The organism is Pannonibacter sp. CBAS1226 (genome assembly GCF_055685825.1).
This window is the reverse complement of the sequence record NZ_JBVOUO010000006.1, coordinates 83,176-109,293: the sequence shown is the minus strand read 5'-3', so window position 1 is coordinate 109,293 and position 26,118 is coordinate 83,176. Positions and strand designations below refer to the sequence as shown.

At 65.0% G+C, this 26,118-nt stretch carries 28 protein-coding genes; 10 read left to right on the top strand and 18 right to left on the bottom strand.

The genetic code is table 11. From position 1 onward, the window contains the following. The first annotated feature begins 67 nt into the window (after window positions 1–67). Both AC0CMF_RS17090 and AC0CMF_RS17085 read left to right on the top strand, forming a co-directional pair. Window positions 68–1,621 carry an RNA-binding protein gene (locus tag AC0CMF_RS17090; protein ID WP_374628791.1) on the top strand — a complete coding sequence of 518 codons (1,554 nt, stop codon included), beginning with the start codon at window positions 68–70 and terminating at the stop codon, window positions 1,619–1,621. Between the two features lie 524 nt (window positions 1,622–2,145). Continuing rightward, on the top strand, window positions 2,146–3,567 hold the full coding sequence (locus AC0CMF_RS17085) for an RtcB family protein (protein ID WP_374628790.1): 1,422 nt from the start codon (window positions 2,146–2,148) through the stop codon (window positions 3,565–3,567). A gap of 21 nt (window positions 3,568–3,588) precedes the next feature. Here the strand turns inward: AC0CMF_RS17085 and AC0CMF_RS17080 are convergent, their stop codons facing one another. Then, window positions 3,589–4,554: an alpha/beta hydrolase family protein gene (locus AC0CMF_RS17080; protein WP_374628789.1), complete on the bottom strand. Its 966-nt coding sequence runs from the start codon at window positions 4,552–4,554 to the stop codon at window positions 3,589–3,591. Between the two features lie 162 nt (window positions 4,555–4,716). Between AC0CMF_RS17080 and AC0CMF_RS17075 the strand changes: the two genes are divergently transcribed. After that, window positions 4,717–5,211, top strand: a complete 495-nt coding sequence (locus tag AC0CMF_RS17075) for a cupin domain-containing protein (protein WP_374628788.1) — start codon at window positions 4,717–4,719, stop codon at window positions 5,209–5,211. A gap of 47 nt (window positions 5,212–5,258) precedes the next feature. Here the strand turns inward: AC0CMF_RS17075 and AC0CMF_RS17070 are convergent, their stop codons facing one another. After that, window positions 5,259–6,179, bottom strand: coding sequence for a LysR substrate-binding domain-containing protein (locus tag AC0CMF_RS17070; RefSeq protein WP_374628786.1), 921 nt, complete (start codon window positions 6,177–6,179; stop codon window positions 5,259–5,261). Between the two features lie 111 nt (window positions 6,180–6,290). Between AC0CMF_RS17070 and AC0CMF_RS17065 the strand changes: the two genes are divergently transcribed. Further along, window positions 6,291–7,673: an aminotransferase-like domain-containing protein gene (locus AC0CMF_RS17065; protein WP_374628784.1), complete on the top strand. Its 1,383-nt coding sequence runs from the start codon at window positions 6,291–6,293 to the stop codon at window positions 7,671–7,673. A 9-nt stretch (window positions 7,674–7,682) separates the two neighbouring features. Here the strand turns inward: AC0CMF_RS17065 and AC0CMF_RS17060 are convergent, their stop codons facing one another. The 9 genes from AC0CMF_RS17060 to nirK form a co-directional block, all read right to left on the bottom strand. Beyond that, entirely contained in the window at window positions 7,683–8,240 is a 558-nt protein-coding gene (locus AC0CMF_RS17060) for an RBBP9/YdeN family alpha/beta hydrolase (RefSeq protein WP_374628782.1), read from the bottom strand. 94 nt (window positions 8,241–8,334) lie between these two features. Continuing rightward, on the bottom strand, window positions 8,335–8,745 hold the full coding sequence (locus AC0CMF_RS17055) for a hypothetical protein (protein ID WP_374628781.1): 411 nt from the start codon (window positions 8,743–8,745) through the stop codon (window positions 8,335–8,337). A gap of 15 nt (window positions 8,746–8,760) precedes the next feature. Continuing rightward, window positions 8,761–9,924, bottom strand: coding sequence for an NnrS family protein (locus AC0CMF_RS17050; protein ID WP_374628780.1), 1,164 nt, complete (start codon window positions 9,922–9,924; stop codon window positions 8,761–8,763). Between the two features lie 475 nt (window positions 9,925–10,399). Further along, window positions 10,400–10,831: a pseudoazurin gene (locus AC0CMF_RS17045; RefSeq protein ID WP_374628779.1), complete on the bottom strand. Its 432-nt coding sequence runs from the start codon at window positions 10,829–10,831 to the stop codon at window positions 10,400–10,402. A 79-nt stretch (window positions 10,832–10,910) separates the two neighbouring features. Beyond that, on the bottom strand, window positions 10,911–12,044 hold the full coding sequence (locus AC0CMF_RS17040; RefSeq protein WP_374628778.1) for a hypothetical protein: 1,134 nt from the start codon (window positions 12,042–12,044) through the stop codon (window positions 10,911–10,913). Then, window positions 12,011–12,379: a metal-sulfur cluster assembly factor gene (locus tag AC0CMF_RS17035; protein WP_374628776.1), complete on the bottom strand. Its 369-nt coding sequence runs from the start codon at window positions 12,377–12,379 to the stop codon at window positions 12,011–12,013. Before AC0CMF_RS17035 ends, AC0CMF_RS17040 begins: the two co-directional genes overlap by 34 nt. 92 nt (window positions 12,380–12,471) lie before the next feature. Next, window positions 12,472–12,864 carry a hypothetical protein gene (locus AC0CMF_RS17030; protein ID WP_123195019.1) on the bottom strand — a complete coding sequence of 131 codons (393 nt, stop codon included), beginning with the start codon at window positions 12,862–12,864 and terminating at the stop codon, window positions 12,472–12,474. After that, window positions 12,849–13,682: an SUMF1/EgtB/PvdO family nonheme iron enzyme gene (locus AC0CMF_RS17025; RefSeq protein ID WP_374628775.1), complete on the bottom strand. Its 834-nt coding sequence runs from the start codon at window positions 13,680–13,682 to the stop codon at window positions 12,849–12,851. The genes AC0CMF_RS17030 and AC0CMF_RS17025 overlap by 16 nt, the downstream gene beginning before the upstream one ends. Window positions 13,683–13,762: 80 nt before the next feature. Continuing rightward, window positions 13,763–14,893: a copper-containing nitrite reductase gene (gene nirK, locus AC0CMF_RS17020; protein WP_374628774.1), complete on the bottom strand. Its 1,131-nt coding sequence runs from the start codon at window positions 14,891–14,893 to the stop codon at window positions 13,763–13,765. Window positions 14,894–15,068: 175 nt separating this feature from the next. Between nirK and AC0CMF_RS17015 the strand changes: the two genes are divergently transcribed. Both AC0CMF_RS17015 and AC0CMF_RS17010 read left to right on the top strand, forming a co-directional pair. Then, window positions 15,069–15,773 (top strand): Crp/Fnr family transcriptional regulator, encoded by a 705-nt coding sequence (locus AC0CMF_RS17015; RefSeq protein ID WP_058898994.1) that lies wholly within the window; start codon window positions 15,069–15,071, stop codon window positions 15,771–15,773. Window positions 15,774–15,875: 102 nt separating this feature from the next. Next, window positions 15,876–16,214 (top strand): DUF2249 domain-containing protein, encoded by a 339-nt coding sequence (locus tag AC0CMF_RS17010; protein WP_122521509.1) that lies wholly within the window; start codon window positions 15,876–15,878, stop codon window positions 16,212–16,214. Window positions 16,215–16,256: 42 nt separating this feature from the next. Here the strand turns inward: AC0CMF_RS17010 and AC0CMF_RS17005 are convergent, their stop codons facing one another. The 6 genes from AC0CMF_RS17005 to AC0CMF_RS16980 all read right to left on the bottom strand — a co-directional run bounded on the left by AC0CMF_RS17005 (window position 16,257) and on the right by AC0CMF_RS16980 (window position 21,573). After that, window positions 16,257–16,538: a DUF6522 family protein gene (locus tag AC0CMF_RS17005; RefSeq protein WP_019965923.1), complete on the bottom strand. Its 282-nt coding sequence runs from the start codon at window positions 16,536–16,538 to the stop codon at window positions 16,257–16,259. Continuing rightward, window positions 16,535–16,768 carry a DUF1858 domain-containing protein gene (locus AC0CMF_RS17000; protein WP_122520807.1) on the bottom strand — a complete coding sequence of 78 codons (234 nt, stop codon included), beginning with the start codon at window positions 16,766–16,768 and terminating at the stop codon, window positions 16,535–16,537. Before AC0CMF_RS17000 ends, AC0CMF_RS17005 begins: the two co-directional genes overlap by 4 nt. Window positions 16,769–16,885: 117 nt before the next feature. Next, window positions 16,886–18,793, bottom strand: coding sequence for a nitric oxide reductase activation protein NorD (locus tag AC0CMF_RS16995; protein ID WP_374628771.1), 1,908 nt, complete (start codon window positions 18,791–18,793; stop codon window positions 16,886–16,888). 3 nt (window positions 18,794–18,796) lie between these two features. Beyond that, complete coding sequence (locus AC0CMF_RS16990; protein WP_050473030.1) at window positions 18,797–19,603, bottom strand: CbbQ/NirQ/NorQ/GpvN family protein; 807 nt, start codon at window positions 19,601–19,603, stop codon at window positions 18,797–18,799. A gap of 116 nt (window positions 19,604–19,719) precedes the next feature. After that, a complete protein-coding gene (locus tag AC0CMF_RS16985) occupies window positions 19,720–21,078 on the bottom strand; it encodes a cbb3-type cytochrome c oxidase subunit I (protein ID WP_374628770.1) in 1,359 nt (452 codons plus the stop codon). A 12-nt stretch (window positions 21,079–21,090) separates the two neighbouring features. Then, window positions 21,091–21,573 carry a c-type cytochrome gene (locus AC0CMF_RS16980; RefSeq protein ID WP_050473032.1) on the bottom strand — a complete coding sequence of 161 codons (483 nt, stop codon included), beginning with the start codon at window positions 21,571–21,573 and terminating at the stop codon, window positions 21,091–21,093. A 193-nt stretch (window positions 21,574–21,766) separates the two neighbouring features. Between AC0CMF_RS16980 and mog the strand changes: the two genes are divergently transcribed. The 4 genes from mog to AC0CMF_RS16960 all read left to right on the top strand — a co-directional run bounded on the left by mog (window position 21,767) and on the right by AC0CMF_RS16960 (window position 25,218). Then, window positions 21,767–22,300 carry a molybdopterin adenylyltransferase gene (gene mog, locus AC0CMF_RS16975; protein ID WP_058898999.1) on the top strand — a complete coding sequence of 178 codons (534 nt, stop codon included), beginning with the start codon at window positions 21,767–21,769 and terminating at the stop codon, window positions 22,298–22,300. Between the two features lie 94 nt (window positions 22,301–22,394). Then, window positions 22,395–23,900, top strand: a complete 1,506-nt coding sequence (locus AC0CMF_RS16970) for a UbiD family decarboxylase (RefSeq protein ID WP_374628769.1) — start codon at window positions 22,395–22,397, stop codon at window positions 23,898–23,900. Next, window positions 23,897–24,526 (top strand): UbiX family flavin prenyltransferase, encoded by a 630-nt coding sequence (locus AC0CMF_RS16965; protein WP_374628768.1) that lies wholly within the window; start codon window positions 23,897–23,899, stop codon window positions 24,524–24,526. Before AC0CMF_RS16970 ends, AC0CMF_RS16965 begins: the two co-directional genes overlap by 4 nt. Beyond that, window positions 24,523–25,218, top strand: a complete 696-nt coding sequence (locus tag AC0CMF_RS16960) for an NnrU family protein (protein WP_123195011.1) — start codon at window positions 24,523–24,525, stop codon at window positions 25,216–25,218. Before AC0CMF_RS16965 ends, AC0CMF_RS16960 begins: the two co-directional genes overlap by 4 nt. Window positions 25,219–25,242: 24 nt before the next feature. On the opposite strand, the gene AC0CMF_RS16955 is transcribed toward AC0CMF_RS16960, so the two are convergent. Next, window positions 25,243–25,941 (bottom strand): cyclic nucleotide-binding domain-containing protein, encoded by a 699-nt coding sequence (locus tag AC0CMF_RS16955; RefSeq protein ID WP_019965913.1) that lies wholly within the window; start codon window positions 25,939–25,941, stop codon window positions 25,243–25,245. Window positions 25,942–26,118: the final 177 nt, after the last annotated feature.

The window sequence follows — 26,118 nt, the reverse complement described above, 5'->3', positions numbered from 1 at the left end:
GCGTCTGGCACGAATTGGCACGATGCTTGAAATAGAGAGGGCAGTTACGAATTGATGAGGTGCTGCCATGGTGAACAAGGCAATCTTCAAGACCTATTTCGGTCAGCTTCTGCGCAAGACTGATACGGTCAATCACGCAGGCGCTCCGGCCCATGCCTTGAGTGCACGTGAAGCGCTGGCCCAGTACGCAGTGACCGGTACCTTCAGCGATACTTTCTACGCACAAGCGCAGGACCAGCTGGAGGATCTGCTCAAGCACGCTGCCGAAGCTGATCCGGAATTTCTGGCAAGGCTTGCCATCTATGCGGCGGAACAGGGCCACATGAAGGATATGCCGGTGATGCTGCTGGCGATCCTGTCGGGCCTTGAGAGCGATGCCTTTTCGAAGGCATTCCCGCGTGTGGTGAAGAGCGGCAAGATGCTGCGCGGTTTCGTGCAGGTCATGCGGTCCGGTGCTGCCGGGCGCAAGTCGCTCGGAAGCCGCCCGAAGCGGATGGTGCGTGCATGGCTTGAGAGCCGTACGGATGAGCAGCTGCTGCAGGCGATGACCGGCAACGATCCGTCGCTGGCCGATGTGATCCGCATGGTTCACCCCAAGCCTCAGGATGCAGCGCGTGCGGCATTCTATGCCTGGGCCATCGGCAAGCCCTATGACGTGTCGGCGCTGCCGGCGCCCGTGGCGGCTTTCGAGGCCTTCAAGCGCGATACCAGCCTGCCGCTGCCGCCGGTGCCGTTCCAGATGCTCACCTCTCTCCCTCTGACGAAGGAGCAGTGGGCGGAGGTTGCACTCAACGGCTCCTGGCAGATGGTGCGCCAGAACCTCAACATGTTTGCCCGCAAGGGGGTGTTCGAGGTGCCGGGCGTGGCAGAGCAGATTGCTGCAAGGCTCGCTGATCCGGCTGCCGTCCGCAGGGCACGCGTCTTCCCCTACCAGCTGCTGGTGGCGTGGAAGATGGTGAGCAAGGACGTGCCTGAGGTTGTTGCCGATGCGCTGCAGGATGCGATGGAGGTTGCCATCTCCAGCGTGCCCGAGGTGCCGGGCAATGTGGTGATCTGTCCGGACGTGTCCGGGTCCATGGGTTCGCCCGTGACCGGTTACCGTCCGGGCGCCACCTCCGTCGTTCGCTGCATCGATGTGGCGGCCCTCGTGGCTGCCTCCTTCCTGCGGAAGAACCGGAGGACCCGCGTGCTGCCCTTTGCCGAAGAGGTTGTTCCGCTTCACCTGAACTCCAGGGACAGCGTGATGACCAACGCGTCGAAGCTGGCGGCCATCGGTGGCGGCGGGACCGACTGTTCCGCGCCGCTGCGGCAGCTGGTGAAGGAAAGGGCGCGGGTGGATCTGGTCGTGTTCGTCTCGGACAACCAGTCCTGGATGGATGCGGGTGGCGGCGGCCAGACAACGGGCATGATGGCGCAGTGGACCCGTATCCAGCGCCACAACCCGGCTGCGCGGCTCGTGTGCCTTGATATCCAGCCCTATGTCCAGACGCCTGCGTCTGGTGCGGATGTGCTGAATATCGGCGGCTTCTCGGATGCCGTTTATGGAGCCATCAGCCGTTTTGCGGCCGGAAACTCCGGTCCGGAGGCATGGCTCCGCCAGATCGAGGCCATCGATCTTTGAGAATGCCCTGCGCCGCTGGTAACGGCGCAAGGTGCCGTGACGGATGCCGGATGGAACTACAGACTGTAACTCTCCAGGTCGCGGGTTCGAATCCCGCCGGGGCCGCAACCTTGTGGTCCTGTAGCTCAGCGGTAGAGCAGGCGTTCCTCCACCCCTAGCCGTCACGGGCCCAATTTGACACTGCATGGCGGATGCCGGAAGAAACTACATCGGTAACCCTTCGGGGCGGTGGGTTCAAATCCCTCATGTCATCCGGCCGCAAGGCTGGCTGTCAGAGTTTCTCCAATCTTGCCGCCATGTGCGGACTGCAGCGGCGAATGCCGAACGGAACTACAGCTGCCACCCTAGGATGGTTCAATGGGTTCGACTCCCATTCTGGCATCGCTCTCTGGCATGGGCGGGACCATCCGCGTTTCGTTCTCCCTTGTCGCCGCTACGCCCTGCTGCCGGTTCTCCGGCGGCAGGGCAGCAGCCCAGAACACGCGAACATGACAAACAGAAGGACTGCAAAGGCAGGAAAGATCATGACCGGTATCGTGAGTGGACAGGACCTCATCAACGCAGGCATGCCGCAGGGCAAATGGTTCCGCCCGGCGCTGGACGCCGCCAATCAGGTTCTGCGCAATGGTGGAACGATGGATGCGGCGCTCGAGGCTGCCCGCGCCTTCCAGCCCGGGCCTGTTCTGCCGTTGCAACTGGCGGGCAGCGTTCCGCTCCACATGAACATCCGGGCGGAGAATGATCTTGAAGAGGACAATATCGCCAAGGTGCAGGCGACCATGCAGGTGCTTGCGCGCACGCCCGTGGTGAAGGCTGCGGCGGTGATGCCCGATGCCTGTCCGTCCGGTCCCTCCGGGACCATTCCGGTTGGCGGGATCGTGGCGTCCGAGGCCATTCATCCGGGCATGCATTCGGCCGATATCTGCTGCTCCATGGCGATTTCGATCTTCCCGGGAACGGACCCGAAGGCCTTGCTGGATGCCATCCATTCGGTGACCCATTTCGGTCCCGGCGGACGTCCTGAGGATCAGCGGCTGAAGCCTTCGCAGGCAACGCTCGCTGCCTTCCAGAACAACCCCTATCTCGAAGGGCAGACGCTGGGCATCGGCATCGGGCATTTCGGAACGCAGGGCGATGGCAACCACTTCGCCTATGTGGGCACGATGAAGTCCACGGGCGAAACCGCACTCGTCACCCATCATGGCTCGCGCGGGCCGGGTGCCCGGCTCTACGAGCGCGGCATGTCGGTGGCGAACCGGTTCCGTCAGCTTCTGTCGCCGGAAACCCTGCAGCAGAATGCCTGGATTCCGGCTGATAGCGAGGAAGGCGAGACCTATTGGGCAGCGCTCCAGATTATCCGCACCTGGACGAAGGAAAACCACTTCGTGCTGCATGACATGGCGGCAGAGAAGCTTTCGGCCAAGGTGTCTGACCGGTTCTGGAACGAGCATAACTTCGTGTTCCGCAAGTCCGATGGCCTGTTCTATCACGGCAAGGGCGCTACGCCCGCCTTTGATGGCTGGGCGGCGGATGCGGGCGGTCTGACGATCATTCCCCTCAACATGTCGGAACCGGTGCTGATCGTGCGCGGCTCGAATGCGGCCAATGGCCTCGGCTTCTCGCCGCATGGTGCGGGGCGCAACCTGTCACGCACGGCGCATATGCGCCAGCTGGCGGAGGAATGTGGTGCCGATGCAAGGGGGCTCAGCCCTAACAACATCGCGGACATCATGGCCCGCGAGACGAAGGGGCTTGATGCCCGGTTCTTCTGCGGAAAGCCGGACGTGTCGGAACTGCCGGGTGCCTACAAGTCTGCGGCCAGCGTGCGGGCGCAGATTGCCGAATACGGTCTTGCCGAGGTGGTGGACGAGGTGATCCCGTTCGGCTGCATCATGGCGGGGGACTGGCAGAAGGACGCGCCCTGGCGCAAGCGCCGCCGCGGATGAGCTTTGATATGGCGGCTGGCGTCACTGGTTGATGCCAGCCGTATTCACATCGCCCTCCTGTAGCCACCTGAGGGCAATGGGCCAGAGGGTGGGGCGGAAGCGGGTGTGGAAAAAGTTGAAGTGGCCGATGGGTTCGCCGCCGCTGTGCTGCGGGCCCAGGCGCAGATGCTGCCGGGGGCTGGCGCTGTAGCAGGCTAGCAGCCGCTCCAGCGCCTCCGGCGTGCCGAAAGGGTCGTCATCAAGACCGATGGCGAGCAGCGGCGCGGTGATCCTTGCAAGACGGCGTGTCAGGATCTCGCCCTCCCGCTCGCCGCCAATGAACATGTCCTGCCGCAGGTGCTCGGCAAGCTGCGGCCCCATGCGGCTCCAGTCACGCACCACGCCTGCGGGCGTATCCTCCAGCCAGCCAAGGCGCTTGCCCGGAAAATAGCCGAAGAGCCGCGTCACCAGCGGCATGAACACGTGCCATTTCAGATACATGCGGCGGCGCTGCTGCGGATCGTAATCGCGCCAGTAGGCATGCTGCGCGCCGACAGTCAGCAAACGCGCGGCCCTGCGGGCGGAGGGGGCAAGGCCGATGGCCAGTCCGCCGATGGAATGGCCGATGAGATGCAGCGGCTGGCCCGGCCATTGCTGTTCCACCAGCTGCAGCCCTGCTTCCACGTCCAGATCGCCCCAGTCGGCCCAATCCGCCTGAAAGCCGCGCAAGCTTGCGGGCCGGGAAAAGCCGATGCCGCGATAGTCGAGCGTCAGCACCTCGAAACCATGCTCATGCAGATAGCCGGCAAAGCGCCCATAGTAGCTGCAGCGTACGGAGGTGGCGGGGGCGATGACGGCAACGGGACGGCGCGGATCCGGGACCGGATGGCGCCAGACGAGCCCGCCGAGCGGCACCCCATCGGGGGCACGCAGGCGAATACGTGCACCCTCTTTGGCGGCAGGTGCCGGCCGTATGATCTCCTGATGCTGCGCTTGGCAATTGTGCAAGGCCGGGTCTCCGGTTTGAAATTGCGGTCAACCGCAAGTCTCCGCCTGAAGCTTCTGCCTGTCGATTGACCATAGCTGCGGGAGGACTGAAGAGCATTCACTTGCGCTGGGCTGCATTGCGGGTTCCTCTCAGGGTGAGGAAACCTGTCAGGACGAAGCAATATGAAACCGGTTGTGACACTTGCCACCCTGCCGATGGAAACACAGGCCCATGGGGAGAGCTTTGAGGCGCGCAAGGCGGCGGTGGCCGCGCCGCTGGGCGCCACGCGGCTCGGCGCGCGCTATGTCGAGATCCCGCCCGGCAAAAAGGGCTGGCCCTATCACTGCCATCTGGCCAATGACGAGATGTTCGTCATCCTCTCCGGCCGCGGCATCTTGCGCTACGGCGAAGAGGAATTTCCGTTGGCGGCGGGGGATGTAGCCGTCTGCCCTGCCGGCGGGACAGAGACCGCGCATCAGCTGATTGCGGGGCCGGATGAAGCGCTGCGCTATCTGGCTATCAGCAGCATGCATGATCCCGACATTGTCGAATATCCCGACAGCGGCAAGATGGCGGTCTATGCCGGGGCCGCGCCGGGCGGCGATGCCAGGGCGCGCCGTCTTGCGCTCACCTTCCAGCGCCCTGCCGCCGCCGGATACTGGGATGGCGAGGACTGAGCATGCTTGCCAGGTTGCCGGCGCGTCCATCTCGCCGGGACCAGGCTTCAGCCGGCGCGGCGCAGATCGCCGGTTTCCGCCAGCAGCCATGTCCTGAGGTTGCGGATGCGCCGGTCGCGCTCCAGCGCAGGCGGATAGCACAGGTAATAGCCGGCCTCTGCCGCCACCCGGTGGGGAAAGATCAGGGACAGCCGCCCGGCGGCAATGTCCTCAGCCGCCAATTCCGGCCCGGCAAAGGTGATGCCCGGGCCATCCAGCGCCGCCTTGAGGCTGAGGCTGGTGGAATCGACGGTGATGATGGCGGCGGGCTGCACCGGGCCGCCGGGCAGGGAGGCATTCCAGCGGGCAAAGCCCTCGTGCCGGTGGCCGGAGATGAAGAGCGTGCTGCGGCTGACAAGCGCGCGGGCATCCTCTCCGGCTGTTCCCCGGCCCAGCAAGGACAGGGTTTCGTCGAAGAGATGTTCGCTCACCGTGCCGGTCCAGTGCCCCTTGCCATGGCGCACGGCGGCGTCGGCGCTGCCTGCGGCCAGATCGGCCACCTCCTGCGTGGTCTGCAGTTCCAGTTCAAACCCCGGCCGGGCCGCCGGATAGGCGGCAAGGCGGGGCAGTAGCCAGTGGGCGGCAAAGCCGGGCGGCAGCGACAGGCGCAAGGGGCCGAGCTTGCGCCCGGTCTGCAAGCTGCCGACGCTCTCTGCGATCTGGCGGAAGCCTAGGGAAAGCCCCGGGGTCAGCATCCGCCCGGCCTGCGTCAGCTCCAGTCTTGCGCCCGTCCGGCGCAGCAGTTCCACGCCCAGGCTGTCTTCCAGCAGGCGGATCTGGTGGCTGACAGCCGAGGGCGTGACGCCGATTTCTGCAGCGGCACCCTTGACCGAAAGATGCCGCGCCGCCGCCTCGAAAGCCCTCAGGGCATTGAGCGGAACGGGAAGGCGCACGGGGCCGCCGTGCAAGGCCTTGTTATCCTGCTGCATGGCTCTGATCCTGTCTCCGGTTCTGTTTGCTGTCCCGGAAGGAGGATCGTAGAGTTCGTGACACTCGTGGTAAAATGCAAAAGCGTCACGTGACGCAATTGGAGAGTGCCGATGCGCCTCAAGTCGCCCTGGAAGCCGCGCCTGTCCGGTGAAGCGCAATTGCCCTGCGACAGGCTGGCGGCGGCGCTGGCGGAAGACATTCTGGATGGAAAGCTGGCCGCAGGCGAGCGGTTGCCGCCGCACCGGGATCTTGCCTGGCAGCTGGGTATCGGGCTTGGCTCCGTGACCAAGGCCTATGGCATTCTGGAGCGGCGCGGCCTTGTTCATGCGCTCAAGGGCAGCGGCACTTTCGTGGCGGACACTGGCGGGCGCAAGGGGGCGGTGATCGACCTGTCGCAGAATGCTCCGCCCGCCGTCATGAGCGAACGCCTGCTCTCCCGCACGCTGACCGCTCTGGCCCGGCAGACTGAGCCGGCCCTGTTCAATTCCTATCCGCCGGTGCCGGGGCATGTGCGCTTCCGCACCGGCCTTGCCCGCTGGTTCGGGCGGCTGGGCACGGAGACCGGTCCCGGCCGCTTGCTGCTGACCGGCGGGGCACAGCACGCGCTCACCGTGTGCCTGTCGATGCTGTCCGGTCCGGGCTCCCTGCTGCTGGTGGAGGCGCAGACCTATCCCTGTCTGCTGACACTCGCCCGGTACTCCGGAGTGCGGCTGGCGGCCGTTGCCATGGATCATGAGGGCATGATGCCGGAAGCGCTGGACCGTGCCTTGCAGGCAGCCGGGCCGGATGTGCGGGCCTCGGTCTATCTGATGCCGACCATGCAGAACCCGGTGGCCACCTGCATGAGCCGCGCCCGGCGCGAAGATATCCTGGCAGTCTGCCGCCGCCACGGGGCGTTGATCATTGAGGATGATGTCTATGCGCTGGGCGCCGATCCCGCATTGCCGTCGCTCACCAGTCTGGATCCGGAGCGGGTGTTCTACATCAACAGCCTGTCGAAGACGCTCAACCCTTCGCTGCGCATTGGCGGGCTGGTGGTGCCTGCCGCCTGGCAGGAGCGGGCGGAAGCTTGCCTCTATGCCAATGGGCTGATGATCTCGCCGTTGAGCTGTCTGGTGATGGAGCACTGGATCATGGATGGCACGGCTCAGACCATTTGCGATGCCATCGGCGAAGAGGCGGCGCGCCGCCGGGTGCTGACGGCCAGCATTCTGGGCGATGCGCTGCCGCCGCACCCGAACCTTGGCTATCACGTGTGGCTGCCGATGGCAGATCAGGAGGCGCAGGCGCTGGCGGCGGCTGCCCGGGCACTGGGCATTCTCGTCACCGATCCGCTGGCAACCGCCGCCGTTCCGGAGAACGGGGCGGCAGGCGTGCGGCTGTGCATCGGCGCCCCGGCGCAGGCGGAGCTCGAAAGCGCGCTCAAGGCCATTGCCGGGCTTCTCGCCAATCTGCGCGGAGCCATTGCCGGGCCGCTGGCCTTTCAGGCATGAGATCCGGTTCTAGTCCGGCAGCTCCGCACAAAAGGCCTCCAGCAGCATCCGCCCCTGCGGCCAGTCTTCAAGGCCGCTGGCACCATTGATATGCCCGAGGGCGCCAGCCTCGATAAGGCCTGTGCCCCACTCCCGCGCACGGCGCCGGGCATGGTCCGGTGTGCCATAGGGATCATTGGCGCTTGCGATGATCAGTGCCGGAAAGGGCAGGGGCAGGGCTGGCGGGTTGGCAAAGCTCGCCGCTTCCCTTGCCGGGAAAGCAGGCCCGTCCGGATCCGGCACGGCCACGAGAAAGGCGCCGCGTACCTTGCTTCCCAGCAAGCGGGCGGCATGGGCGACGAGCAGGCAGGCCAGGCTGTGGGCAACAAGCACGGGCCGGGCTGGCGCCTGCAAGACGGCCGCATCCAGAGCCATTGTCCAGTCCTCCAGCTCTGGCGCGTCCCAGCTTGAGGGCCGGAAGCGGCGGAAGGATGTGTCCGCCGCCTCCCAATGGCTTTGCCAATGGGCTTCGCCGGAGCCGCCGATGCCGGGAAGGATGAGTTTGGGAAGAGTGTTCAGGGTTGCCATTGCGCAGTGCTCTCCGCATGAGACCGGAACACCGAGCATAAGCTTGTGCTTCACGCGGCAAAGTGACGGGTTCTCAGCTGGCGGCCTGCATTTCTCACGTTTCGCTGTACCAGAACCGGGGCAGCAGGGCGCAGAATGAGAGGGCGGTTAGCTGGACCAGTCCGTGGGCTTGTGAAAACCGGCCGAAATGGCGGGCGAGCGGAACACCGCACAGCCCGGCCGCAATGGCAGCGTCCAGAAGCAGAAACAGAAGCAGCATGCCCGCCCCGGCTGCTATGGGATGCCGCCGGATCGCCCGGTCCTGCCAGCCGCTGGCGAGCATTGCAAGGCAGAGAGCCAGAAAGACCGCCGCCTCCAGCAAGGCGCCGGGCAGCGGACCCGCATGGGCATCAAGCCAGAGGGCGCGGGTGAGGCCGGTGGCGATGTAAGCGGCGGACAGTGGCAGGCCATAGGCAAGAACGGCCTGCAGGCCATGCCCGGTCCTGTTCGGCGCCAGCCGGTCCATGGGTCAGCTCTCCCTTCATCCCGCCTTGGCCGGGGGCAGCAGCAGGCGGCGGGCATAACCGGCGGCAAAGGCGAGATAGGCCCCGGCCCAGGCGAGAGCCGCCGTGTCCAGCAGCGCGCGTGCCGCGTCTCCGGCGTGCGGCGAGGCGACGCGGGCGATCGTGCCCAGGATGACCAGCGCAAAGATGGCCAGATCCAGCCTGTCCGCTGTCAGCGGATGGCCCGAGTGGCCCCGGCTGGCGCGGGTCATGACGGCCAGCGTCATGATACCGATGGCGCCCGCCGTCCACAGATGCACAGATGCCGTTGCATCGCCAATCTGCGGCAGCAGCACGGCGCAAGGCACAGCCAGAAAGCCGAGGGCAAGAATGAGGTGGCCGATATGGAGGATCAGCAGCAGCGGCTCACGCCTTGCCGCAAACCCGCACCAGCGTGTCAGCCGCCAGATCTGCCCCGCTCCCGCCAGCAGCATGAGGACGGCCGTTGCCAGAGCGTCGGGTAGCACGGTCCAGAGCGCAAGCGCGGCGCCACTCAGCACCATCACCGCAGCGTCTGCCTTGTTGAAAATGACCGGCAGTTTCGCCGCCTTGCGGGCGTTGAGCCAGTTGCGGGTAAAGGCGGGGATGATGCGCCCGCCGATCATGAGAATGAGCAGGATCACCAGCGACAGGCTGGCCCTGAGCGAGACATCTGCCACGCCGGTCTGTGCGGCTTCCAGATGAAAGCCGAGGTCCGCCAAGGCCAGCAGGCCGATCACGGCGACGATCTTCAGATTGCGCAAATTGCGGGCGGCGATCACCTCCCGTGCCATCACGGCGGCGAGGGCGAGGGGGAAGAGCACATCCAGCACGGCCACCGGAAGGGGCCCAAGACCGGCGCCGCATGTGACGGCCACCCGCCCCGCCAGCCACAGCAGTACCAGCGCCAGCAGCAGCGCGCCCGAAACCGGTGGACGGCTGGTCCAGTTGGCCACCGCCGTCAGGCCAAAGCCTGCGATAATCGCCATCACGCCGCCGAAGATCAGCGTGTGCACATGCCAGTCCCTTGGCACGAACAAGGTGGGCAGGGAGAAGAGGCCTGAATAGACCGGCACCCACATCAACACGGAAGCTGCCATGGCAAGGGCACCAAGAAAGAAGAACGGCCTGAAGCCGCCGGAAAGCCAGTGCGGACTGGTCATGTGATGATCTCCCTGGCGGTGCCTTGCGGGATTTTGAATGCGTCTCAGCAACTGCGTTCTGTGGGGACAGCCGGTCAGGCACCTGTTTCTCTGTCCCTTAAAAACTGCCGGATTTGCACTTCAGGTTCGGACATCGCCCGCAATGATGCATTTGCTTTCCGGCAGGGTGCCTCCGCCCCCCTCCCCCTGGTGGGGAGGGGTAAGGGTGGGGGCTCTGAGCCTGCAAGGACTTGAAAAAATGGATCTTTTCCTGAAGCGGCCTCAAGAGGAACCGCTGCCCCTAGTCAATGAGTTGCCTGCCAGACGGAAAGGCTTTCCCCCCCACCCCCTTGCCCCTCCCCACCAGGGGGAGGGGAGCTGAAACGCCGTGCCTGAGTGACCAGACTGTGGACGTTCCCCCAGCCGTCACCGGCTTCAAGCACGATGTGTGCACGCAGGACCTCGAGGATGGTTGAAAGGCCATGCCGTCAGCCGTTCAAAGCCCGCCGAGCAGGGCTTCGAACTTCTTGCCGGCCTTGCCGGGTGTCTTGACGGTCTTGGCGGTTTCCAGATTGACCGGGGCGCCGACGATGACGGCGGCGACCATGCCCATGCCCAGATGCGGCTTGCACTTGATGCCGTAGACGCCTTCCTCAGTGAAGGTGACGGTGACGTCCTTGCCCATCTTGCCGACGAAGGGTTCGGCGCCGTCCGGCAGCATGCCGGGGATGGTTTCAGCGTTGTGGCCGGCATCCGTCGCCTTGAAAGTGACGGTGTCGCCGGGAGCGATGGTGATCAGTTCCGGCTCGAAGACCATGGCGCCGGCCTCGCCCTTGTTCAGCATCTTGACTTCATGATCGGCCGCTGCGGCGATACCGGTGAGGCTGAGGACCGTGGCCGTGGCGAGGATGAGGGACTTCATGGACATGATACTCTCCAAAGTTGAATTTTAAATTCAGGTATGTGGAAGAAATAGCCTCCGGCACGGCGGGCGACGTTGAGCCAGGTCAAACTGGATGACGGTTGTTGTGCGCTGCACAGGCTTTGCGCGGGCGGTGCCGGCTGGAGAGAATAAGTGCCGCTGCGTAGAGGCCGAGTGCACCCATGGTGAGCCAGCCGGATGCATTGCGCAGGCCGTCCTGTTCCAGCAGATTGCCCGCCACCCGCAGCGCCGTTGCACCCTGCAGAAGCGCAAGCGGCAGGTAGAGCGCGGCCGAATAGCGGATGCGCAGGCCTGCGACGGCGGGCAGGATGATGGGGGCGTGGGCAAAGACCATGGACAGCACGAAACCGAGGCCTATGGCATGCAGCGCAATGTCGTGTCCCGCCGCGGACGTTCCCGGCGGCAGCATCAGCAGCGCCGCTGCGGCTACAAGCAGCCAGCCATAGCCGCACAGAAGGGCGGCGGCGGAATAGCGGGCAAGGCCTTCGCCCCTTATGGTGATCAGCGCCACGTCATTGACCGTCAGCCACAGGGCAAGTCCGGCGAGTGCCGTTCCCGTCAGCCAGGGCGTTCCGGCAAAGGGCTCACCCGTCAGCAGCCCGAGGCAGAAGACGGCGACCAGCAGGACCAGCAATCCGGCCTGCAGAGGCCCGCGCTGGCGCAGGCGCGACAGTTCGATCCGTTCGGCCGTGATGGTGAGGATGAGGAAACCCAGCCAGATATAGGCAGCAAGGGCCGGGTCGCCGGTGAGAAGCCACACGCCCGTGCCGATGGGCCAAAGCACTGCGGCCACCAGCAAGACGGCGCTGAACAGGGTGTGCAGCGCCAGCGCCGCCTGCGCGCTCAGCACGGCAAGGCCTGCCCCGGCAGCGAGGAAGGCGAGGGCGGCTGACTGCGGTTCGAACCAGATCAGGACGGCCCCGAACCCAGACACAGCGGGAACGGCGAGGGCTGCAGCCGAGCCTTGCGCCACCGCCCGCTCCAGCGCAATCAGGGTGCCGAAGAAGCCGCAGAGCATGAAGACCGAATGCCGGTCCGAAACTGAAAGGGCAAGATCGAAAAGCCCCAGCCGCGCCAGTCCGGCGCCAAGGCCGGTGACAAGGCTCGCCAGCGCCAGCACGGCGGTGAGAAGGCGGATTGCTTGCACCATGGAGCGGGGCATGGTCAGCTCCACAGCCTTGTCCGCAGCTGCTGCCACAGGCCGGCCCCGGTATCAGAGGCGGGCACAGGGTTTTCGCCGCCGAAGCGCTGGCGCACATGCGGGGCGGCGAGGTCCGGCGTCCAGCGGAAGGCGCGGTCGAGCGTGACTTCCACTTCCGTCTGCGGCGCGGCAATCTCCTCCACTGCGATGGCTGCGGTTTCGGCGATCAGCCCGCCCAGCGGACAGGTGGGCGTCGTCATGCCAAGGGTGATGCGGATGCGGCCGGGCGTGCAGGCAATGTCCCGGACAAGCCCGAGATCCACGATGCTGACGCCCAGTTCCGGATCATCGACGGTGGTGAGGGCTGCGAGGATGGAAGCTTCGCCGGTCATGAGACAATGACTCCTGCGGATGGATATTGCAGGAAGTGTGTGGCAGTTGCTGCTCCGCCTCTTTGTGCAGGCACAAGCTTTGACGCAGCTTGTCAGCCGTCCTGCCGTGGAGCGCCCGGCTGCATTGCGGCCAGAAGCTCAAGGCTTGCCACCCCTTGCGCGGCGGCAGCGGCAATCTGGCGGAAGGCATCGGCGAGAACGGCAAGATCGGCGGCATCCAGTTCGGCCGCACCGGGGGATTCAAGGTCCTGCAGATAGGGCAGGAAACCGGCCAGCTGGCGGGTGCGCTCCCTTGCGCTTTCCAGCAGGCGGCGGCGGGTGCGGCGGATTTCGAATTCGGTGAAGACGGCGACCGTCCGCTCCACCTCCTCCTGACAGGCACAAGGCAGGCCCATGTCCTGCAGAACATGGGCGAGCCGCTGCAGCAGGGCGGTGTCTGCCGCAGCGGCCTGGGGCTTGAGGTCCGGCTCTAGAAACCCAGCCATTGCCGCACTCCCGTTTCCTCGCGCACCAGCCGGATGCCGAGGTTGGCGGGCGGCACGCCCACCGAGCAGGCCCCGGCCTTGGGGTCGCGGAAGAAGGTTGTCATCAGCGCCCGGTGGCGGCCTTCGGCCACCCGGATGCCGCAGTTCTCCGTCTCCCGCACCTCTCCGCCGGGCAGCACATGGTGGCGGCGGTAGCAGGTGGACGTCCATTCCCAGACATTGCCGGCAAGATCCAATAGGCCATGCTCATTGGTGCCGAAGTGTCCGGCCGGCATGGGTTTGGGGTCGATTTCTTCCTGCAGTTTCGATTCAATATCGTAGACCGCAATCCAGCGCCTCGACGGGTTGGCCGGGTCGCTGATCTCCGTATAGGCGTCGTCCTTGAAGCGCGATCCGGCGGCGAGCGCCCATTCGCGGTCGGTCGGCAGGCGCCACGTCTCTCCGGTCTTGGCCGACAGCCAGGCGGCATAGGCTTCCGCATCGATGAAATTGACGCCGGTGACCGGCAGATCCGGCGCGCCCTGTGTGCCGAGCGCTAGGCAGGCGCCGTCGGCCACGCAGGCATCATAGGCGCCGCGCGTCACCTGCGCCCGCATGATGGTGAGCGGGGCTTCCAGCGTCAGCGGCACACGCGGGCCGTTGACCGGCGTGCCCCGGTCCAGAAACTCGCCGGGCTCCCGGTAGGCGAGGGCGGCCTCTTCCAGCCTGACCGTCTCCGGTGCGGGATGCGGGGCCTTTGGTGCGGCGGCAAAGCCCTGCAGCAGAGTTAGGAGGGCAAGGCCTGCAACGGCGGCGCTGGTGTATCTGATCAAGGTCATGGATGACCTCCTGATCGCCAGAGAGGGAGAGAAGAGGGAAGCTGCGGCAGCCCGGAGAGGCGGGCTGCCGCAGCAGGCTGTCAGTTGCTGGGGATCGGGCCGGGGGCCGAGACCTGCATCATCAGGTCATTGTCCCAGTCGCCTTCCACCTTGAAGTGGGCCGCTGCCCCCAGTTCCATGGCCTCGATGAGGTTGTGGTTCACATAGGCGTAGATGCCCGGCTGCAGGAACTTGTAGGTCGCCACGGCGGCGCTGCCGCCTGCCACGAACCACGTCTCCAGCCCCTTTTCCGGCGGATTGTCGAACTTGCCGCGCTCCCAGACATGGTCGCCGTGGCCGCCGATGAGATGCGGGCGGGTGTCCCGGTTGGCCGAGCTGTGGATCATCAGCACGGTCTCGCCGACATTGGCCTTCATGGCCTTCTCGCCCGTCAGCGCGCCAACGGCGCCGTTGAACACGACATGGGTGGGCACCAGCCCCTTCATCACCTCGACCGTATCGGCATAGGCCTCGCCGGGGCTGTCATAGTCCACGTATTTTCCGTTCTCGTCTTTCGGCACGTAGAGATCGAACTCGCCGATGGTATAGGCCCGGTCATAGTGGATCGGGTTGCCTGCCTCATCCTTCAGCCCGTCACGCGGCAGCACCAGAATGGTGCCCGACATGCCGCTGACCACATGCCAGGCGACCATGCCCGTAGGCGCGCAGTGATAGACGAAGGCACCGTTCTTCGTGGCCTTGAAGCGCAAGGTGGCCTGTTCGCCGGGGTTGACGAAGGTCAGCTGCGCGCCGCCGAGGGCACCGGTGGCCGAATGGAAGTCGATGTTGTGCGGCATCGAGTTGGTTTCGGGGTTGATCAGCGTCAGCTCGACATAATCCCCTTCATGCACCACCATGGTCGGGCCGGGCATCGAGCCGTCGAAGGTCATGGCCTGGAAGGTGGTGCCTTCGCCGTCGATGACGATCTTCTTTTCCTCGATCGTCATGGTGAACTGGACGACCTTCGGTCCGCCCTTGGCCACCTGATCATGTTCCATGACGAAGGGCGGGGCGACGAGTTTGGCTTTCACGCGCTCGAGGCCAACGGTCATGTCGGTCTGTGCGGCTGCGGCCTTCAGCGTGGGGTTGGGGCCTTCTTCCGCATGGAGCGGCGCTGCGATCAGAAGGGCGATGGCGGCTGCACCACACAGGGCTTCACGGCGGGTCAACATGGCATTTCCTTTCATTCAGGTTGCCTTGGGTGTTGACTGGATTACAGAACAAAGGGCAGTAGAGGTGTTTGCGAAAAGGCAAACAGTGCAGCGGTGGTTGCCAAGGATGCCATTTGGTCGCAGTTGATGAAACAAGTCATTGCTGCGGCTTTGAAAAGTGATCTGGAGAAATTCAATGGCCGTGCATCGACTGGATCGCTCGCTCATTCGCAATCTAAGTATTTTCCAGTACATGAGTGATGCGGATCTTGATAACGTCCTTGCCATGGCCAGCGTGCGGCAGCTGCCGGATGGGGCCACGGCTTTCATGCAGGGCATCGAGGCGACGGAGTTCTTCTGCCTGCTCAGCGGCCGGCTGAAGGTGATCCAGACCACGCCGGACGGCCAGCAGGTGGTGGTGCGGCACGTCAATCCGGGCGATATCTTCGGCATCGCGCGGGCGATGCGCCGTCCGGATTATCCGGCAACGGCCACCGCCATCGTCGACAGTCTGGCGCTGGCCTGGCCCTCGAACCAGTGGGAGGCCTTCATCGCCCGCAGCCCGACGCTGGCGCTCAATGCGCTGCAGACCGTGGGCCAGCGCCTGCAGGATGCGCACACGCGCATTCTGGAGCTTTCGACGGAAGAGGTGGAGCGGCGCGTTGCCCATGCGGTGCTGCGGCTGGTGCGTCAGGCCGGCAAGAAGACGGAAGAGGGCATTCTCATCGACTTCCCGGTGACCCGGCAGGACATTGCGGAAATGACCGGCACGACGCTGCACACGGTCAGCCGGGTGATGACGGCCTGGGAGGCCAAGGGGCTTGTCCAGTCCAGCCGCAAGCGGGTTGTGGTGGTCGACCCGCACCGGCTTTACCTGCTGGCTGAAAGCAGCGGCGACTGAGCCCGGCCGGGCAGAGGCGCTCCGGAGTTTGTTCCCCGACAAGGAAGGCAGCATGCGAAGCTTCTAGCTGTTGAGGCCTCAACCTCTGTCATGGAGCCTCTGATGACCCTTTCCGCTGTCCAGCACGATCCTGTTCCTCCGGTCACCGTCGACCTGCGCCCCCTGCCGCGCCCGCAGCGCCACATGCTGGTCTTCCGCCAGTTCGAGGCGCTGATGCCGGGCGAAAGCTTCGAGCTGATCAACGACCACAATCCGCTCGGCCTGCTGCATCAGTTCGAGCATTATCTGCCGGGCCAGTTCACCTGGACCTACCGGGTGGAAGGTCCCGCCGACTGGCACGTCATCGTTGGCCGCCTGCGGGACGGCGAAGTTGCCGAGGTGGATCACAGCCATTCGGACAGCTGCGGCTGCGGCTCTTCTGGCCGGGGCGGCTGTGGCTGAGACAGGAATACCGTTGGCCCGGTCCGCCAGTGCGGGCCGGGTTCAGCGCAGCTGCGGGCCCTGGCGCATGGCCGGGGGCAAGGGATGCTGGCCGAAGTCGACGAGGCTGCGGCGCAGAATGGTTCCGGCGGCATCGGCGATCAGCGTCAGGCGCTTGTTGCCGTGGAAGAACAGGCAAGCGAACCGGCCCTCGTCTTCATCGCGCCCCTCATGCAGACGGCAGGTGATGCCCCCCGCCCGCATCAGGCGCAAGGCCTCTTCCGGCGGCATCTGCAAGCCGGCGGCGATATCCTTCAGGTCGATTTCCGGTGCTTCGCGTGTCATGGCATCTTTCCTCTGGTGCCGAGGATAGCCCGGTTCACGTCGCTCAGAAACTCCTCAAGCGGCACATGGTGCTCCTCGCAGGCCTCCCGCACATCATGCAGATGGGCAATGGGGCAGCCGATGCACCGCATCTTGCGGCGGATGAAGACGGGGATGGTTTCCTTGTAGGTCTCCATCATCCCGTCCAGGATGGTTTCCGCGCAGATCGGGCCCCTCAGGATCGTGACCATGTTTCTGCCTCCCTGGCTGATGCGAGGCTTCCTTCGGGTGGATGCCTGCAGCCTTCATGCTGCGCCTGCAGGCGGCGGGTGACGTTGCGCGGGCGCAAAGTTTCAGCTTGTTGCAAGCTATCCCACCAGCTGCCGGTAAATGGCTGGAAGCGCCGAGGGCAGACGGTCCGGATGGGTGATGATGGCATAGGCGCCCCGGCCGAAGAGCCAGGGGAAATAGTCCCGCGCCTCTTCGTCCACCGTCACGCCGAACACCTTGAGCCCTTGCTTGCGTGCTTCCCGGATGGCCGCGCGCGTGTCCTCGATGCCATAGCGGCCTTCGTAATAGTCGATGTCATTCGGTTTGCCGTCGGTCAGCAGCAGGAGCAGCCGGTGGCGCTGCGGGCGCTGGGCCAGTTGTGCGCTCACATGACGGATGGCGGCGCCCATGCGGGTGTATTGCCCCGGCTTCAGCCCCTCGATCCGCCGCAGCACCCGATTGTCCACGGCATCGCCGAAGGCCTTCACCGTATCCACCTGTACGGCGCTGCGGCGGCGGGAGGTGAAGGTGAAGATGGCATGCTCGTCCCCGCAGGCATCCAGCCCTTGCGTCAGAGCCAGAAGCGCGGCCTTCTCCACGTCGATCACCCGGTGGGTGCCGAGCGAGGCATCCGTCGACAGGGATACGTCCATCAGCACGGCCATGGACAGGTCCCGTTCGATGGCCCGCCCGGCGAGAAAGAGGTTTTCCGAGCCCGCACCACCGGCCTTGCGGTCGGCGGCAGCGCGCACCAGAGCCGAGAGATCAAGGTCTTCGCCATCCGGCTGGCCATGCAGCACAACGCGGCGCGGGCGCAGTGCCTCGAAGTGGCGCCGCACGGCCCGGATCTGGCGCTGCATCTCCCCCGTAGGCTGCCAGCCTTCGCTGTCTTCCTTGGCCCGTCCGGCGATGACCCGGCAGTGATCCGGGCGCAGCATCTGCTTTTTCCAGTCCCATTCGGGATAGGTCAGGCCCGATGTGAGGCTGGTTTCTTCGGCCTCTGCCGGGGCCAGGTCGAGGTCCAGCTTCAGCCTTGCGGCCGTGCGCTGGCGGTTGCTGCCGATGGTCAGGTCGCTCATGTCTTCGGCGGCCTGTCTGGCGCCGTCCTCATCGTCCTCATCGACGCGGCGGTTCACGTTGACCATCTCGGCCAGCGAGAAGATCGTCTCGAAGCGGTGGAAGCAGAGCGGATCGCCCCGGTCGCTCTGATCGGTCTGCCGCCGCTCGGCCTGCCGCCGGCGCGCGTCGGCGGAAACGGATCGCCCGTTTGCCTCGTCCCGTTCGTCAGGCTGGGCCGCGCCTGCGGTCAGGCGGATTTCGCCGAACAGGGGCACCGGCAGGAAAGGCCGGTAGCCGCGCGGGGCATGGAACTGGCGAAGGTCGGCATCCGGTTCCTCGATGACGGCAAGAAGGCTGGTGTCCGGCGGGCGGCGGCCGCCGAGAAGGGCGCAGATGGCCTCTTCCAGCCTTGCTTCCACGGGCGGCAGGCGGCGTTCGGGCCGGACGGAAAGTGCAGCGGCGCGCAGCCGGTGAAACAGGGCCCTCAAGCCCGGCCATGTGTTCAGCGCTTCCCGCGTGGCGGCAACGGCAGCGCGCAGGGAGAGAAGGTCGCTGACGAAGAGATCCTCATGGGCGGCCACCGGCTCCGCGTGGGCAAACCAGGCGGCGAGCCACTCGTAGAGCGCGGCATTGTCTTCCTTCTGCGGAAAACAGTCGATCACCGGCGGCAGACGCAGCGCTGCGGTGTCCAGAACGGCACGTTCCAGCTTTTCCTGTCCCAGTCCCATGCGGCGCAGCAGGCTGAGCCGGTGGCCGGATACGGCGGGGGCCGCTTCCGCAATGCGGATGGCGCCGCTGCCGCCAAAAGCCCGGAACAGCACGCCGAGCCGCAGGCGCATGTCTGCGAGCGGCACGCCCGCTTGCGGGTAACGGGGCTGGGTGGTGAGGCTGCCCACCAGCGCGTGCCAGTGGGAGCCGACGAATTCCTCCGGTTCGAAGATCGACATGTCTCACCCCAGTGCGAGTTCCGCCACCCGTGCCAGCGCCGCCTGCACATCGGCATCATCGCTGAGCGGCTGCAAGAGGGCAGCTTCCAGCGCGGCGGCGGGTTTCACGCCTGCGCGGATCAGAGTGGCGGCATAGACGAGAAGCCGGGTGGAAGCGCCTTCCTCCACGTCCTGGCCCTTCAGATCGCGCAGGGCATTGGCGACGCGCACCAGCGGCACGCAGCGGTCCTTCGGCAGGCCGCTTTCGGCCGAGACGATGGCCGCTTCCGTGTCCGGATCGGGATAGCCGAACTCCAGCGCGATGAAGCGCTGGCGGGTGGAGGGTTTCAGGGCCTTCAGCACATTCTGGTAGCCGGGATTGTAGGAAATCACGAGCATGAACTCCGGCGGGGCGCTCAGCATCTCGCCGGTGCGCTCCAGCGGCAGAATGCGCCGGTCGTCGGTGACGGGGTGCAGCACCACGGTCACATCCTTGCGCGCCTCCACCACCTCGTCGAGATAGAGAATCGCGCCCTCGCGGATGGCGCGGGTCAGCGGCCCATCGGCCCAGACGGTTTCCCCGCCCTTCAGCAGATAGCGGCCAGTGAGGTCGGCGGCGGTCAGGTCGTCGTGACAGGCAACCGTATAGAGCGGGCGGCCAAGGCGTTCGGCCATATGGGCGACGAAACGGGTCTTGCCGCAGCCGGTCGGCCCTTTCAGCAGCACCGGCAGGCGGTTGCGGTAGGCCTGCTCGAACAGCAGGCATTCGTTGCCGGAAGGGGCGTAGAAGGGCGCAGCGGATGCTGCTGGCATGGAGTGCGGGACGGTCATGAAGATCTCCTTGCTTGCGTCTCTGGGCTCGCGTCTCTGGGCTCACGGCTTTGGGATCACGGCTCTGGCGTGAAGGGGGCTCCGGGCGCGGCCCACCACCGCGCCCGGAGCAAGGCTCATTCTGCAGGCTGGACTGCTGTCTGAGCCTTTCGCTGGGCGGCCACCCGCCGGTCACGGACAGGGCCGAAGACGGACCAGAGGAACATCAGCGCTGCAATCAGCACCAGCACGCCGGAGCCGAGGCGCACCCAGTAGAACGGGGCGATCTCGTCCTGCACGTCCATGTAGGACATGCCCATCACCCGCTGCAGATGCACCTGCACCGCACCGGCGAAGGTGAGGGCAAAGGTCATCACCATCATGGCGCCGCTCATGATCCAGAAGGAGATGATGTTCAGCGTCTGGTGATAGGGCGCCTTGCCGCGCAGATAGGGCATGGCATAGCTGATGAGTGCGAGGTTCAGCATCACATAGGCGCCATAGAAGGCGAGGTGCCCGTGTGCGGCCGTCACCTGCGTGCCGTGGGTGTAGTAGTTCACGAAAGACAGGGTGTGCAGGAAGCCCCAGACGCCGGCCCCGAAGAAGGCGCCCACCGTGCAGCCCAGCGACCACAGCATGGCCGCCCGGTTCGGATGGTCCTTGCGGCCCTTGAACACCATGGAAAAGGCGAAGATGACCATGGCGAAGAAGGGGGCAATCTCAAGGGCGGAGAAGATCGATCCCACCCACTGCCAGTAGCCCGGCGCGCCGATCCAGTAGTAGTGGTGGCCGGTGCCCAGCAGCCCCGAGAACAGGGCAAGGCCGACGATGGAATAGAGCCACTTCTCGATCACTTCCCGGTCGACGCCGGTCATCTTGATCAGCAGGAAGGCAAGAACCGAAGCCATCACCAGTTCCCACACGCCTTCCACCCACAGATGGACGATGTACCACCAGTAGACCTTGTCCAGCGACAGATTGTCCGGCGCATAGAAGGCAAAGAGCCAGAAGACGGCGATGCCCCAAAGGCCCAGCAGCAGCACGCTGGTGACGGCGGTGCGGCGGCCCTTCAGCACGGTCATGGAGACGTTGTAGAGGAAGATCAGCGCCACCACGACGATGGCGATCTTGATCCAGAGCGGCTGCTCCAGGAACTCGCGCCCCTCATGGATGCCCTGCGTATAGCCGATGACGGCGGCAAGCGCGCCGAACATCAGCAGGCCAAGCTGGATATAGGCCAGAAGCGGGCTTTCGATGTCCCGTTCCACCTCTTCCGGCACCAGATAATAGGCGCAGCCGAAGAAGCCCATCAGCAGCCACACGATCAGCGCGTTGGTGTGGATCATGCGGATGATGTTGAAGGGCATCAGTTCGGACAGGGTGTTCGGCAGCACATAGACCGTGCCGGCGAGAGCGCCCGCGGCGATCTGCACGCCGAACAGGATCATGGCACAGACGAAGTACCAGTAGGCCACTCTTTGGGAAGCGTATTTCATGATTGTCCCTCCTCAGCCCGCGTCATTGGGCGGCCAGCCCTGGGTGTCGATGCGGCTGGTCCATTCGAGGAAATCGACGAGGTCGTTCAGTTCCTGATCGGTCAGGTGAAACTGCGGCATCTGGCGGCGGCCCTCGATGCCGGAAGGCTGGGCCTGCATCCAGGCAATCAGCCCCTCGCGGGCGGCCTGCGGATCGTCCTTGCCGCCATAGCGGACCCAGACGTTGCCGACTTCAGGCGCGAAATAGGCGCCTTCGCCGAGGATCGAGTGGCAGTTGACGCAGGCGTGCTTTTCCCACACGTGCTTGCCGCGGATGACGCCCTCGGTCAGTGTTGCCTCGTCCGTGGACTTGGTGACGATGTGCCAGTGGCTCTGGGCGGTGAGCCCGACGAAGACAAGGAAGAAGAAGATCGACCCGCCGTAGAAGATGTTGCGTGCGGCCGATTTCGTGAAACGCCCGGCAGGCGGCCGGTGCGGTTCATGAGGTGATGACATGCTGTGGTCTCCCGTTATTGGCGATTGCCAGCGGTGGGCTCACAGCTAAGGTCTTCGGGGGCGGGGGACGTTGTTGCGGAACAAACTTCAGCGTCCTTGCAGGTTGCATATCACTTTGCGCGGACGCAAACTGGCCACTCGCCCGCAATGCTAAGCCTTATCCCGCAGATGATTTTCAAGAGGGACAGACCCCATGCCCCTGCCCAAGATTGCCATTGTCACCGTCTCCGACCGGGCGAGTGCGGGCACCTATCAGGACCTCAGCGGACCGGCCATCTTCGACTGGCTGAAGGAAGCGGTGCTGCCGCCGTTTGAAGTGGTGTGCCGGCTCATTCCGGATGGTGCGGACAGCGTCGCGGCAACGCTTCAGGCGCTGTGCGATGTGGAGCGCTGCAGTCTCATTCTCGTGACGGGCGGAACGGGCCCAGCACCGCGCGACCAGACGCCGGAAGGCGTCAGCCTCATTGCCGAGCGGCATCTGCCGGGCTTCGGCGAGACCATGCGCCGGGCCAATCTTGCCGAAGTGCCGACGGCGATTCTCTCCCGTCAGGAGGCCGTGACGCGCGGCGCCAGCCTCATCATCACGCTGCCGGGCAAGCCTGCGGCCATTGCCACCTCGCTCAATGCCATCTTTGCCGCCGTTCCCTATTGCCTCGACCTCATCGGCGCAGCCCGAATCGACACCAACCCGGAGGTGGTCGCGGCCTTCCGTCCCAAGGGGGCGTGAACTTCCCGTCCGCCAGATTGATGCGCATCAACCTTCGGGGGCAGGAGGGCTGCTAAGCCTTGCCGGTCTTTTGCAGTCTTTTGCCCGGGCCCTCATGCGCACGCTTCCTCCCTTTCCCGATCTCCGCTCCTTCCTTGGCTGGTGTGCCGGGGAAGGCACATTCCGGCGCATTGCCTCGCCTGTCGCTCTGGCCGAGGAAATGACGGCGGTGCACCGGCAGGTGCTGCTGAAGGGCGGGCCGGTGCTGCAGTTTGACCAGCCGGTGCATGCAGACGGGCGGATCAGTCCGGTGCCGGTCGTCGCCAATCTCTTCGGCACGCGGGAGCGGGTGGCGGCGGGGCTGGGCGTGGGGCTTACGGATATTCCGGCGCTGGGCCAGTTTCTGGCGGCCCTGCGCAATCCGGTGCCGCCGGACGGGGTGCGGGATGCGCTTTCGCGCTGGCCGCAACTGGCCGCTGCCCTGCGCAACCGGCCGAGGCTGACCAGCCGTGCACCGGTGCAGGACGAGGTGATGAAAGAGCCCGATCTCTCGCTTCTTCCCGTGCAGACCTGCTGGCCGGAAGACGGCGGGCCGCTGGTGACCTGGCCGGTGGTTCTGACCCGACCGGAAGGTTCTTCGCTGACGGATACGGCCGCCTATAACGCAGGGGTCTACCGGGCGCAGGTGCTGGACAGCGGCAGGATGATCCTGCGCTGGCTCGCCCATCGCGGCGGTGCCGCCCATCACCGCAGCTACATGAACGCTGATGCCGGGCGCGGCAAGCCGATGCCGGTGGCGGTGGTGCTGGGGGCCGATCCCGCGCTGTTGCTGGGGGCTGCCTTGCCCCTGCCGGAAACCGTTTCGGAACTTGCCTTTTCCGGGGTTCTGCGCGGCGCGCGCACCCGTCTTGTGCCTGCCCGTACCATCCCCATGCTGGTTCCGGCGGATGCGGAGATCATCATCGAAGGCTGGGTGCAGCCGGGCGATACGGCGCCCGAAGGCCCCTTCGGCGATCACACGGGCTACTACAATTCGGTCGAGCCTTTTCCCGTCCTGACCGTCAGCGCCATCACCCACCGGCGCGATCCGCTGTATCTCTCCACCTGGACCGGCCGTCCGCCGGATGAGCCCTCGGTTATCGGCGAGGTCTTCAATGATCTGGCCCTGCCGGTCATCCGCCAGCAAATCCCGGAAGTGCGCGATCTTTGGCTGCCGCCGGCTGCCTGCTCCTACCGCATGGCCGTGGTCAGCATCGCCAAGCGTTATCCGGGGCAGGCGCGGCGGGTGATGATGGCCCTGTGGGGCATGCTGCCGCAGTTCAGCTACACCAAGATGGTCGTGGTGGTGGACGAGGATATCGATCCGCGCAATTGGGATGACATCGCCTGGGCGCTCGCCACCCGTTATGATCCGGCCCGCGACAGCATGATCCTCGACCGCACGCCGATGGATTACCTCGACTTTGCCTCACCCCTCGATGGACTGGCGGGCAAGATCGGGCTTGATGCCACGGTGAAGACCGGCTCTGAAACCCAGCGCCCCTTTGGCAAGGTGATGAAGCTGAGCGCTGCGGCCGAGGCTGCCGCTCAGCGCATTCTGGCGGCGGAGGGCCTGTCATGAGCCACGTGGTTCTGGGCGTCTCGGGGGCATCGGGCGCGGCATTGGCTCTGGCGGCGGCGCGGGAACTTGCGGCCCGGTCCATCCGCTTCGATCTGGTGACGAGCCCGGCAGCGGAGCGCACGCTGGCGCTGGAATGCGGGGCAGGCGCATTGGAAGGCCTCTCCGCTCTGGCTGCCTGCCGCCATCCGGCTGATGATGTGGGCGCGCGCATTGCCTCCGGTTCCTTCCCCGTGGACGGCATGATCGTGGCGCCCTGTTCCATGCGCAGCCTTGCGGCCATTGCCCATGGGCTGGATGACAATCTGCTGGTGCGTGCGGCCTCGGTGCAGCTGAAGGAGCGCCGCCCGCTGGTACTGCTGGCGCGCGAAGCCCCGCTCACGCTCGCCCATCTGCGCAACATGACGCTGGTCACCGAAATGGGCGGCATCATCCTGCCGCCGGTTCCAGCCTTCTATCTGCGCCCGGCAGGCCTTGACGAGGTGACCGCCCAGATTGCCGCCCGCGCCATCGATCTCCTGCGCCTCGGCCCGCCGCGTGCGGCGGCGTGGACGGGGGCAGAGGCGCGGCCTACACATGACGAGGTCAGGGCCGCTGGCGCTGGCGGACTGCGGAGGACTGAGGAATGAGTGCTGTTCTTGGCGCCGGCGAGTTCATTCTTGCCTTCATGGTGTTCCTGCTCGCACACCGGATACCAACCATTCCGGTGGTCCGCTCAACATGTGTCGCAACACTGGGGCCGCGCGGCTTCACCCTGGCTTATTCGGCACTTTCCCTGCTGCTGCTGGCCTGGGTGATTGGTGCGGCCGGGCGTGCCCCTTACGTGCATCTTTGGGACACGGTTCCAGCTCTCGCCTATTTCGCGCTCGCCCTGATGCTGGCCGCGTTCCTGATTGCGTCGCTTGCGCTCGGGCGCCCAAATCCGTTTTCCTTCGGGGGCATGAACAACGGGCAGTTTGATCCCGCGCTGCCGGGCATTGTGCGATTGACGCGCCATCCGCTGCTGGTGGCGCTTGCGCTCTGGTCGCTTGCGCATCTCGTGGTCAAGGGCAATGCCGCGCATGTGCTGATGTTCGGCAGTTTCCTTGCGTTCTCGTTTCTGGGCATGCGCATGCTGAACCGGCGCAAACAGCGGCAGATGGGCGGGCGCTGGCAGGATCTTGATTCAGCCGTTGCCGCAAGGCCTTTGCTGGCTTGCCTTCTGCCGCTGCGGGAAACGGTGCTGAGAGGCTGTGTGGCCGTCGCGCTGCTTTACCTGATGCTGCTGCTGCATCCGGTCCTGTTCGGCGTTGATCCGCTGCATGCCTATTTTCTGGGGTGAAAGAGGCTGCAGTCCCCGGCTGCCTCAGGACGATGGATCGTCGATAAGGGGCGCGGGCCTTGCAAAGCGCTCCAGCTCTGCGCGCTTTTCGATCACCACGCGGCTGCCGTCGATATGCACGCCATAGGGTGACAGGGCCTTGATGGCGCGGGACATGTTCTCCGGCGTCATGCCGAGGAGAGACGCAAGCTTCCGCTTCTCCAGGTCAAGCACATAGGCATCGGCACCGTTGCGGGCGGCACTTTCCTGCAGAATGTAATTGGCAAGCCGCTCCAGCGAGGTTCGCAGTTTCAGCGTCTTGGTGTGCTTGATCGAGGCCCGGTAGCAGGTTGCAAGCTCACGCACGACCGCACGGGCGAAACCGCTGTCGGCATCAAATATGCGGCGCACGTCCTCGGAAGGCAGCATGACGATGCGTGAGCGCTCAAGGGTTTTCGCCGACATCAGATAAGGCGCGTTGCGGATGGTGGCTGCCAGGATGAAGGTTGAGACCGGCCGCACGATGCTGATTGTCGTCTCCTTGCCGGACCATGTGGCGTAAAGCTCGACGCTGCCGTCAATGATGACATGTAGAAAATCGCTGCTGTCGCCTTCATGGATCAGATCCACCAGAGGCGGGAAGGACTGCACATAGGCGCCACGCATGACGGCTTCGAAATTTTCGTCCTGCATGCTGTGGAACAGGTCGAGTTGCCGGATTTCGTCCAGATAGGCTGTTTTCATGTCGCGCCTCAATTTTCTTCGCAAATAGTGTCTCGTTGATTGATAATTGTCAATCACAATGTCAAACTAAAATTATTGGTCTGTATTAAATCGTCAATTGCATGTATTAATAGTTTTTGTTTCTCGTTTATTTTGGCCTTCTTGTGAAGTGTTTTGATGCAGGTCAAGTTTATGATC